This window comes from Sphaerospermopsis aphanizomenoides BCCUSP55 (assembly GCF_001586785.1).
Lineage (GTDB): Bacteria > Cyanobacteriota > Cyanobacteriia > Cyanobacteriales > Nostocaceae > Sphaerospermopsis_A > Sphaerospermopsis_A aphanizomenoides_A.
Map to the genome: position 1 here is coordinate 24,922 of NZ_LUFH02000063.1, position 10,793 is coordinate 35,714.

12 protein-coding genes are annotated in these 10,793 nt (G+C 36.6%); 3 read left to right on the top strand and 9 right to left on the bottom strand.

What is annotated here, in order from left to right:
• The first annotated feature begins 119 nt into the window (after positions 1 to 119).
• Both A0J48_RS16505 and A0J48_RS16510 read left to right on the top strand, forming a co-directional pair.
• A complete protein-coding gene (locus A0J48_RS16505) occupies positions 120 to 1,295 on the top strand; it encodes a DNA double-strand break repair nuclease NurA (protein ID WP_200324880.1) in 1,176 nt (391 codons plus the stop codon).
• A gap of 77 nt (positions 1,296 to 1,372) precedes the next feature.
• Positions 1,373 to 2,284, top strand: coding sequence for a hypothetical protein (locus tag A0J48_RS16510; RefSeq protein WP_200324882.1), 912 nt, complete (start codon positions 1,373 to 1,375; stop codon positions 2,282 to 2,284).
• Between the two features lie 285 nt (positions 2,285 to 2,569).
• On the opposite strand, the gene ychF is transcribed toward A0J48_RS16510, so the two are convergent.
• The 6 genes from ychF to A0J48_RS16540 all read right to left on the bottom strand — a co-directional run bounded on the left by ychF (position 2,570) and on the right by A0J48_RS16540 (position 7,218).
• Positions 2,570 to 3,661: a redox-regulated ATPase YchF gene (ychF, locus tag A0J48_RS16515; protein ID WP_200324884.1), complete on the bottom strand. Its 1,092-nt coding sequence runs from the start codon at positions 3,659 to 3,661 to the stop codon at positions 2,570 to 2,572.
• 39 nt (positions 3,662 to 3,700) lie between these two features.
• A complete protein-coding gene (locus A0J48_RS16520) occupies positions 3,701 to 3,898 on the bottom strand; it encodes a hypothetical protein (protein WP_200324886.1) in 198 nt (65 codons plus the stop codon).
• Positions 3,899 to 3,983: 85 nt separating this feature from the next.
• Entirely contained in the window at positions 3,984 to 4,292 is a 309-nt protein-coding gene (locus tag A0J48_RS16525) for a hypothetical protein (protein WP_200324888.1), read from the bottom strand.
• 36 nt (positions 4,293 to 4,328) lie between these two features.
• Entirely contained in the window at positions 4,329 to 4,970 is a 642-nt protein-coding gene (locus tag A0J48_RS16530; protein WP_200324890.1) for a HEPN domain-containing protein, read from the bottom strand.
• 14 nt (positions 4,971 to 4,984) lie between these two features.
• Positions 4,985 to 6,223 (bottom strand): DUF262 domain-containing protein, encoded by a 1,239-nt coding sequence (locus tag A0J48_RS16535; RefSeq protein WP_200324892.1) that lies wholly within the window; start codon positions 6,221 to 6,223, stop codon positions 4,985 to 4,987.
• A 209-nt stretch (positions 6,224 to 6,432) separates the two neighbouring features.
• Entirely contained in the window at positions 6,433 to 7,218 is a 786-nt protein-coding gene (locus tag A0J48_RS16540; protein WP_200324894.1) for a glucosamine-6-phosphate deaminase, read from the bottom strand.
• 138 nt (positions 7,219 to 7,356) lie between these two features.
• Here A0J48_RS16540 and A0J48_RS16545 point away from each other — a divergent pair, with 138 nt between their 5' ends.
• A complete protein-coding gene (locus tag A0J48_RS16545; RefSeq protein WP_200324896.1) occupies positions 7,357 to 8,064 on the top strand; it encodes an HAD family hydrolase in 708 nt (235 codons plus the stop codon).
• 45 nt (positions 8,065 to 8,109) lie between these two features.
• Here A0J48_RS16545 and A0J48_RS16550 read toward each other — a convergent pair whose 3' ends face one another.
• The 3 genes from A0J48_RS16550 to lnt all read right to left on the bottom strand — a co-directional run.
• A complete protein-coding gene (locus A0J48_RS16550; RefSeq protein ID WP_200324898.1) occupies positions 8,110 to 8,412 on the bottom strand; it encodes a hypothetical protein in 303 nt (100 codons plus the stop codon).
• Positions 8,413 to 8,656: 244 nt separating this feature from the next.
• Positions 8,657 to 9,094: an NADAR family protein gene (locus A0J48_RS16555; RefSeq protein ID WP_200324900.1), complete on the bottom strand. Its 438-nt coding sequence runs from the start codon at positions 9,092 to 9,094 to the stop codon at positions 8,657 to 8,659.
• A 285-nt stretch (positions 9,095 to 9,379) separates the two neighbouring features.
• Positions 9,380 to 10,793 (bottom strand): apolipoprotein N-acyltransferase (gene lnt, locus A0J48_RS16560; RefSeq protein WP_200324902.1); only part of this gene is annotated, 1,414 nt, incomplete at its 5' end.

Sequence of the window (10,793 nt, forward strand, 5' to 3'; positions counted from 1 at the left end):
TGTGCATCAGTGGTGAGTTATCCACAATACCAATTATCTATGACTGGTATTTCATTAATCCAATGTCAGTGGTGAGTTGTTTAAATTACCAGTTACCAATTACCAATTACTAATACTTTATGCTTGATTTAAGAAAACTAGCGCGACAAATGCAGGGTTTAAGTCAACATTTGACTTTAGAAGCTGCTGCGAGTCGTCAGCGTTTGGAGTTAGCACAGGAAAGTTTAAAACAAGCGTTTGAGTGTCAACAGGAGTTAATTGCAACTCAAGAAAAATGGCGCGATCGCATTCTTTTTGCTATTGCTACACCCATTGAACCTTTACAAACTCGTATTGATATTCCCGTTCCTCCTAAAGTTCATACTATCATTGCTACCGATGGTTCACAAATTGCCCCTAATCATCATGAAATTGCGTATTGTTACTTATTGAATATTGGTAGAGTAGTTTTACATTATGGTCAAAATCTCCACCCGCTTTTAGATAGTTTACCGGAGGTTTTTTATCGTCCTGAAGATTTGTATATATCTCGTCAGTGGGGGATTAGAACTGAGGAATGGATGGGTTATCGCCGTACTGCTTCCGAAATTATCGTGTTAGCAGAATTAGCTTGTAGTGCTAAAACCGAAGCCCCAGCTTTAGCGATGGTCGATGGTTCATTAATATACTGGTTTTTAGACCAATTACCGATGGATGCACGCGATCGCATCTTACCCCCTATCCTTGAAGCTTGGCAGCAGTTACGAAAAGCACAAATTCCCATCATGGGTTATCTTAGCGCCGCCCGTAATATCGAAGCAATGAACTTTTTACGGTTATTAGCTTGTCCTCATTCAGTTCCCGATTGTATTACTTATTGCCCTAATCAACTAGAATATGTACCGTGTAAAAAATTTGAGACATTGCGAGATACAACTTTATGGACAACCCAGCTAAAACCTGGACAACGGGGACCCTTATGGCGTAGTAATAACCGCATTTTAGAACTGTATGAAGACCAGACAATTTATTTTTGTTATGTTCATGTTGGTACGGAAATTGCCCGGATTGAAGTTCCGGCTTGGGTAGCAGAAAATTCTACTATGTTTGACGAAGCATTAGGTTTAATGTTAGCACAAGTGCAGAAAGGATACGGCTATCCTGTGGCAATTGCGGAGGCGCATAATCAAGCTGTAGTTAGAGGTGGTGATAAAAACCATTTCTTTGCACTTTTGGAACGAGAAATGATTAAAGCTGGTATAAAAAATGTCGGAACTTCCTATAAAGAAGCGAGGAAGAGGGGGAGTATTGCTTAAAATAATTCGTAATTCGTAATTCGTAATTCGTAATTCGTAATTTTGATATGATGATAGGTTTACTTAGATAAATCAATATGCCGAAATTTTTCAAATTAATAATCACGCTTGTAGTTTTGGGTGGATTATTATTAATATCTCAACAAGTTTCTGCACAAAGTTGGATACCTGTACGTGGTGGTATTCCCTTTGGTATTAGTGGGATGGCGTTGATCAACCAGCAAAGCAATAAACTGGATTTTTTAATTGTCCATGATAATAAAAAACCAAATCAAGGACGTTTAGCAATTATTAGTCTGCGAGGCAAAAATCAACCTGAATATTTACCTTTAAATTTACCAAATAATATTCAATTACCTACAGATTTAGAAGCATTAACATCTATTCCTGATACCAATAATTTTGATTTTATAGCTGTCAATAGTGAGGGAAAAGCTTATTATCTTCAATTGGAATCTAATTCCAAAAATATATCTATTTTCAAAGAATTTAATTTACCGAAAATTACAATTACTAAAAATAGTAATTTTGAATCTTTCTGTTTACAAAAAATTGATAATCAGTTAATTGCTATGTGGGGACATCGTGGCGAAGGTGTCAACCCAGCTAAAATTTATTGGGGAAAGTTTGATTTAAATCAATATCAAATTACTAACGTAGGTGAAGCGAATTTTCAAGTACCATTTCATGGTGGTAATGTTCGTCATATTTCTGATATTAAAATAGATCATGCGGGAATTGTTTATATTACCTCCGCTAGTGATGGTGGTGATAATGGTCCATTTGAATCTGCTGTTTATGTAGCTGGATATTTAGGCTTGAATGGTAACAAAATAGAATGGAAACAAAATCCAAATCTTTTCCCTATTTATCGGGATAAATATCATAAAATCGAAGGTTTAGAACTGATACCTGGTGCAGCAGGAGGAATAATAGTAGGGACAGATGATGAAAATATGGGTTCTTCGGTTTATATGATAGGTGAATGATGAATAAACGCAGATGTAGCTTGCTTCCCGCAGGGTACACAGATAAACAATACCAATTTGCAAAATGAATGTGACAGATGATGAACTAGAATCCAAAATCTAAAATCCAAAATCCAAAATTGTATTATCCGCGTCTATCTGCGTGCATCTGCGTTTAAAACATTATTTACAGCAACAAATAAGGTGCTTAGAACATTAACAGATAATCAGAATTAGACACTAGCAAACTTTTAAATCTGTCACCTGTCACCTGTCACCTGTCACCTGTCACCTGTCACCTACTTACTACACATTGAATCGGAATAACATCACATCCCCTTCCTGGACAATGTATTCCTTTCCTTCACTTCTTACCAAGCCTTTTTCCTTAGCACCATTCATCGAACCATGTGTGACTAAATCATTATAAGCAACGGTTTCAGCACGAATAAAACCTCGTTCAAAATCAGAGTGAATGACACCTGCGGCTTGAGGTGCTGACATTCCCGCATTAATTGTCCAAGCGCGGGTTTCTTGAGGTCCACAGGTGAAATATGTCCGCAAACCTAACAGGGCGTAAGTGGCGCGAATTAAAGATTTTAAACCGCCTTCTTTTACACCCAAAGATTCAAGAAAATCAGCTTTATCTTCTTCTGGTAATTCTACCAGTTCTGCTTCTACTTGTGCAGAAACAATCACAACTTGGGCATTTTCACCCGATGCTACTTCTCGCACTTTTTCCACAAAATCATTACCTGTTGCTAAGTCATCTTCAGAAACATTAGCAGCGTAGATAATTGGTTTATTTGTGAGTAGTCCTAAGCCTTTAATAATTGCGGCTTCTTCTTCATTTAAACTCACTTGACGGACAGATTTACCTTCATTTAAAGCCGCAGCTAATTTTTCCAGCACGGTAATTTCAAATTGTGCATCTTTGCTGGTACGTGCTTGTTTACGAGTCCGTTCAATGCGTCTTTCAATTTGCGCTAAATCTGATAAACCAAGTTCTAAATTAATGATTTCAATATCTCGCGCTGGGTCTACAGAACCGGCAACGTGAATGATATCATCATTTTCAAAACAACGCACAACATGAACTATTGCGTCAACTTCGCGGATGTGAGATAAAAATTGATTACCCAGTCCTTCTCCTTGACTCGCACCTTTTACCAAACCGGCGATATCCACAAACTCAACACGAGCAGGTATTATTTGTTTAGAAGTGGCAATTTGGGCGAGAACGTTTAACCGGTCATCCGGTACTGCGACAACGCCGACATTCGGTTCAATCGTGCAGAAAGGAAAGTTAGCAGCTTCGGCTTTAGCGTTAGCTACTACAGCGTTAAATAAGGTTGATTTTCCGACGTTGGGAAGTCCGACTATTCCGGCTCTTAGCATTGTTTAATTCTAGATGTTGGTTGCAATTATAAGCATAATTTAAACAGGTTTAGGAATGGTTTGGGGAATTGGACTTGGTACTGTTTGGGGAATGGGTGCTGGTACTGTTTCCGGTACTGGTTCTGGGAAGGGTGGAGGAATGGTCGGTTCTGGTGGAGGTTCTGGACTAGGTAGGGGGTTAGGTTGAGGAGTTGGTATTTGCGGGTCGGGTATGGAAATAGCACAGGGATAAATCATGGTAAATCTATTTGCATGATTTGACTTTCCCAAGCTAGATGATAATTGGAACGGCTGACATCTTCCCTAATGGTTATCTCAAATTTTATTGCTGACGATTTTCCCACAATTCTAATAAACCAACTGTACCAACAAAAAATGTATAAATTGCATATTTGATGGGGTTGTGATTTTGAGCAGATGCGTAAAAAGACGCAATTATTCCTTCGATAAAATGCGCTGAGAGTGCAATATGAGCAAGGATTAAGGCAGGGGTTAATATAGTTGGTAGTTGGTTGTTAGTTGTTAATGTTTGGATGTTCCATATTTCTAAGCCAATGGCGCTGGTGATGAGGGGTATGGATATGAATTTGATGATGGAGAATAATTTTGGTTTGATATCTTTTAAGTTCATGTTGTTTGATTTTATCAGGTAGTAAGATTTTACATTTTATTGCATCAATTTATTTATTAACTCATCTATGTTTGAAAGCCCCTGAATAATTTGCTCGACCGTCTTTAGTTCAGTTGCTGGATCTGGAGGTTGAAAAGTTCTGTATGATGTAGCTGATTTATGAGCTACCTTACCTCGGTTTTCACCAAATGTATTCATGGTAGCAAGCCAAGCAGGATCTAAATCATCACTATCTATCCCTATTGGTAATAGTAATGCTAAAATATGATCTTCTTTGACTCCATGATTTTGACTAATAATCCTCTTAAAACTTTCTAAAGCTAAGTCTATTTTCTTAGATATCTTGATTTTTTCCTCTTTAACTGTTTTACTTCCCTTTTTTGGTGTAAGTGTATCTGGTGGTTCATCCATAGTTAAACCAGAGAACCCAAGTAGACATATTAAAGTGCGAGTAGTCTTACCTGTTGTATCCCAAAGACTCTTGGCATTTTGAACAACTTCCCAAGCTCTCTCTTCAAGATAATACTCAATTTCAGCATGAGCAAAAACTCTGTATGCAGCAGTTTTGGATAACTGACTCTCAGAATATGAACCTGTCGGGCTAATCTCAGGAATAAATTCCTCTTTTAACCTATTTAGCTCCCTGTTTAAAGTAAGAAATGTAGAAGATTCTGACATATTTGGATAACAATTTACCTCAAACCATTGAAAAGAATACGATTATCAACGAGTTCAGGTAAGTTAAACTCTACGTCTAAAACTTCTAATAGACTTTCACCCCACAATCTAAGACGATTGTAAGTTTCACGAATGTTCTTAGTTGTTCCTTCAACACCTTCTCTAAATTTGTTGTTTGATGAACATATTTTTTTAAAAGCCTCTTGAACTTTATCTTTATTTTGTTCAGCAGATTGCCTTATTTTTTCATCTGAAAAATAAAAAACCATCACATCTAAAATTGCTCTATTAAAGCGTCTTCTATATATTTTATCGTTGCTTAACCACATACGAGAAAAGTTTTTTTCTCCAAATATATCAATGGTTGTTTGTACTGCTCTTTCAAATTGGTTAACTACATTTTCAACATCATCATGTATCTTATCCCAATCTTTATTAAGTTTTTGACAAGTCATATCAAGAAATGCTTTAAGATTTCCACGATATTCAGATAGGAAATAATAGAATCCTACATAGCGTAGTAATAATTCGACATCTCGCATCCGAAAATCAGGATTTGGTGATTTGAATATTTTTTTAAGAGCCTGACTTTTAATTGATTGATCATCTAAGAAATTGATAAACGAACCAGGATGCAATGCTTGTCTAAGTTCTTGTGCAGATAAAGGTGTACTTTGTACATTCAGACGCAGGAAAATTTTATAAAGGAAATTTTCGCTATTTATATTCCGCAAAACTATAGTACGAATAGTTTGGTTATCAAGATTATCAATCTCTCTACTTAAAAATAAATGACTTGTTAAATCCTCATATTTGTACCCATTCATATCAGTCCTAAATTCTAAATTTTTTAATGCGAAATTATTATTTGTAGTTTCACTTCTACCATAAAACTGAAGAATAGTTAACAATCTTTGTTTACCATCAAGAACTATGAATTTGCTCTTTTGATCCCGACTAACAGCTAAAACTATTTGTGGTACTGGAAATCCAAGTATAAGTGATTCAATAAACCTACTTTTACGAGTTATATCCCAGGCATCTCTTCTTTGAAATCTTGGATTTAGCAATATATTCTCACGAATAAGTTGATCAAGTATTGTTGCTGTTGTCCAGTCACTTCCCGAAACAACAATTTTGGAAATTTCTTTTAGCTCTGATTGCAGATTGATATTAGATTCTGACTCAATTTCCTGGTCTTCATCTTCATCAAAAAATGTTACTTCTTCTTCTGGCGTAGATGTAATATGCATAGGACTTAAATCAGGACATAATATAGTTTATGACTTAATTATATTCTATACTTGACCAATTTTTACCTGAAGCTATAAACGCTTCATTTACCCCAAAATGCCCAATCAAAACCAAACTCCCCTAATTGATGCCTTAAAAACCTCCATTTCCCGTCCCCACACATCATTTTACACGCCAAAACATAAACAAATGGTTTGACTGCTGACTACTAAAAGTTACTCTCAGATAATAAACTCGCAGAATGTACATCTAAACATAAGCTTGCTTGCGGTTGTCTACGCAAAATAGAAGCAGGATAATTGGTACTAATATCCCTATTTAATATCTCATTTACTATTTTGGCTTTGCGTTTATCTGGTGCTAGACAGATAATTTTCTTAGCTGCACAAATCATGGGAATAGTTACAGTAAATGCATATTGGGGAACAGTTTCTAAACTTGAAAAATATCCTGTTTTTACCTGTTGTTGACGGTTAACTTGATCTAATTTTACAAGTTTGACTTTAGCAGTGTCTTGAAAATCTGCCACTGCTGGATCGTTAAAGGCTAAATGTCCATTTTCTCCCACACCAAGCAGACATAGGTCAATGGGTTGATTTTGTAGTAATTTGCTGTAGCGATCGCACTCAGCAATAGGTTCTAAAGCATCCCCTTCTATATAATGAAATTGCCTTGGCAATACCCGTTTTTCTACTCTTTCCCGCAAATAATGTCGAAAACTGCCAGGATGGTCAGCATTAATTCCTAAATATTCATCTAAATGAAACAAATTCACCCTTGACCAATCTATCCCACCTAAAGCAATTAAAGCATCAAGAAATAGAAGTTGAGAATTTCCAGTAGCTAACAACACTGCTACTGTTTCCTGTTTCCCAAGAAGTTGCTGTAAATAATGTTGTGCGATTTTGGCAACATCCTTGGCCATTTCTGCTTCAGAGTTGTAAATCTGCACTAGGAGGTCATCGACACGAAAAGATTTTGTAGCGGCTGGCATTGGTTTAAACAATTGCTAATGCGTAATTTGTAATTAGGAAAAACGCTGAATTTATTCCTTATTCGTTGTTTTCTAACTGCCAATTTACGTTAAACTAGGTAATTAACTTAATACTTGTTTACATTTTACCAAAAAACCATGCTAACGGCAATTCTCTTTGATCTAGATGGAACTATTGTCAATACTGACCCCATACACTACCAAGCTTGGAGAGAAATGCTGTTAAGTTACAGCATAGAAATTGATGAAACTTTCTACAAATCCCGCATTAGTGGACGATTAAATCCAGAAATTGTTAAAGATATTCTACCGCAATTATCTGTGGCAGAAGGTGAAAAATTTGCAGATGATAAGGAAGCTCTTTTTCGTGAACGTGCTTCCCATTTGCGACCTTTAGAGGGATTTTCTGAATTGTTAGCATGGACACAAAAACATCAAATCAAACGTGCATTAGTGACTAATGCTCCCAGGTTAAATGCCGAATTTATGTTAGAAGTTTTAGCCATCAAAGACGTTTTTCATACTATTGTTTTAGCCGATGATTGTATAGCGGGTAAACCTGACCCAGAACCCTACAAAGTTGCTCTTCAAAAGTTGGGAATTACAGCCGAACAAGCCATTGCTTTAGAAGATTCTCCTTCTGGTATTCGTGCTGCTGTTGCTGCAAATATTCCCACTATTGGTATTGCTTCTACCCATGATCCCGAAAGATTACAAGAAGAGGGTATATTAATGGCAATTCCTGATTTTACTGATTTGCGTTTATGGACTTTATTGAATTCATTGTTGGAACAAGAGGTAGCTGCGATAGCTACACGCGCCGCAGGTATCGCATCTAGTTTGTAATCAATTAATTATAGGTAATATTTGCTGCTAATTACCAATCCCCCATCATTTATTAATGGGGGTTTTGCTGTGCCATACTTGTTCAAATTCTGCCTGAGAAATTTCAAATTCTTCGATATTTGGATCATCTAATTTTTTATCGCATAACATTCCGTAATCATCAGCACAGTGGCTACTATCATAGAAGAGGACATTGCCATTTTCATACACCTCTATTTGTCTGCGGGCATATAAATTGCTGTCAATTTCCATAAAGTAGGTGCTAGTACCCCACTCGTCATATTTTCCACCTAGGGATACATCCCATGACCATTTGTAATATTTCTTCACTCGTTCTAATTTAGACATAATTATTTAACTCCTAATATTGGGACTAACAACTTAAACATAAGGAAAGAGAAAAGGGGTAATTTTAGGCATCAGCTATAGTAACAATTGACGTAAATTATTTTATAATAATAAGCCCCCTCAAGGCAATATTTATCTAACCATAAAGATGGAAAAACTGTTTTTATGTTTTATAACTTTTCTGTTTGCGTCTGCACTCTTGGCTTCTTGATATTTAGCTAATGATTACAGAAAGAATTGGTATTTACTTCAGTCGTAATATTTCTCTTGTTTCCATTAAAATAATACCCAGCATATTTTTACCACTACCGTCAGAACCACAACCCCAATAATAATCTATTGGCGAATTTTCCACTATTTCTTCATCGCCTGTGGAAAGTAGAATTTCCTTAATATCTACATGAGTGGAAAATTTGCATAACACAGCTTTTCGCATGATATCATCTTTCACTTGTTCCCAATCTGGACGGAGAGGACGAGTTCTTTGTCTTCCCATTTTAGCAGCTTCTCTAGGAGTTTTAACAAGGCGAATTTGTTCTAGATGAGGCGTACCAATAAACTTCTGTGCTTGAAAGTAATGTTCGCTGGTGAACCAATACAAATCATCTAACATAAATCCGTGATATGAAAAGTTAGAAAAACAAGCATATTGATCACGAGTATGATAAAAGTAGATTGTCATGGCAATTGTCAGGCTGATTATTTTTTGCAGATAGTATTTTTTCAAAAGCCAAAAGAGAATTGAATCATTAGGAATGATTATTAATTGATAATTAACAATTGATAATTAACAATTTAATTGTTTGATTCCACGTTTAAAACCTCCCCTTTACAAAAAATAAAAAATTTCCGCTTTTTCAATTCTCTTCTTTTAATAAAAAGGTAATTGTCAATTATTGAAGGTTTTATTAACGGGGTTTCCTACACCCTTATTGTTGACAGATGATGGCTGAATGCTTGATCAAAATCATCGGCATATCCACCCCAAAAACCCCAAAACTAACAATAAAGGCATCAACCAATCCCCAAAACGTACATAAAAAGTCTGTGTTTGACGAGGATAAATAGTTTTTGTTTGTGTTTCATAAGTGTTATATCCTGATTTCCATAAAGTTCTGCCATGTGGATCAACAAAAGCCGAATAGCCAGTATTTGTTGCCCTCACTGCCCATCTATCAGTTTCAATTGCTCGCATGATATCCTGAGCATGATGTTGATCTGCCATAGCAGCAGTATAATGGGCATCATTAGAAGAACTCAAAATAAATTGCCCACCATTAAAAGCTTGATATCTGAATATTTTTGAAAAGGCTGATTCGTAACAAATGCCAACAATTGCTCTCCCAAAGGGAGTATCAAAAACTTGATTTTTTGCCCCATGCACTTGATGTTCATCCAAAGGTGATAAACGTTGTACAACCGCCCCTAAAATTTGCTCAAAAGGAATAAATTCCCCTAAAGGCACAAGTTTTGATTTATCATACCGACTGGTCACTTCTCCTTTACTGTTAACACCAAATAAACTATTTGTATAGCTTTTTCCCCTTTCTCCAAAAGCACCAATCCAAACTACTACACCTTTTTCTTTTACCGCATCTAATAAGGGTGTATTTTTAAAATTTCGTTCATATATAGGTAACGCACCTTCAGGAGTCAGCACCCCATCAACACCTTGATTTACTAACTGCAAATATCCATTAGTGTAACCTGTAATTGCTTTACGAAATCCTTGGGGAAGTAGTTTAATTTGGTTGGGAATGTTACCTTGTATAATGCCTATTTTTAAAGCTGTATTTTGGGTATTATTCAAAGGTTGAGAATAAAGAATAAACCCTAAAACGTGAGCGGTAATTAATAGTGTTGTGGCTGAGATTGAATATTTATTAACGAACCACAGAGGCGCAGAGAACGCAGAGGTTTTTGCTTTTCTTTCTTCTTTTGCGTCTTTGCGTATATGGGTAGAATATATCCAAGACTCTGCCAGCAAGCCGTTGACAGCAACAATAACCGCCGTTACCGTATTCGGTCCAGAAAGTTGCCCCAAATGCAAAATTACCAAATTATGCGGAGATTGAGTGTAGGAAAGAGAACTCCACCATAAAGAGCCAGAACTCCACAAGCTTTCCAAACAACACCATAAGGCTGTACCAATTAAGACTCGTAACCAAGGTTTTTGCTTGTCTAGCCGCACCATCAAAAATGCCCACAGGGATACTAATATTCCTCCCCACAGGCTGATGAATGACCAACAAAAGAGGGTAATAAATAAACTTGGCCACCAAGGAACACCCAGCCAGTTCATGGGATGAATGCCGGTGATCCAGGAAAGGGCAATTCCATGATAGGCGATCGCCCACAGGAAGGCTGGGGGTATGGGGAGG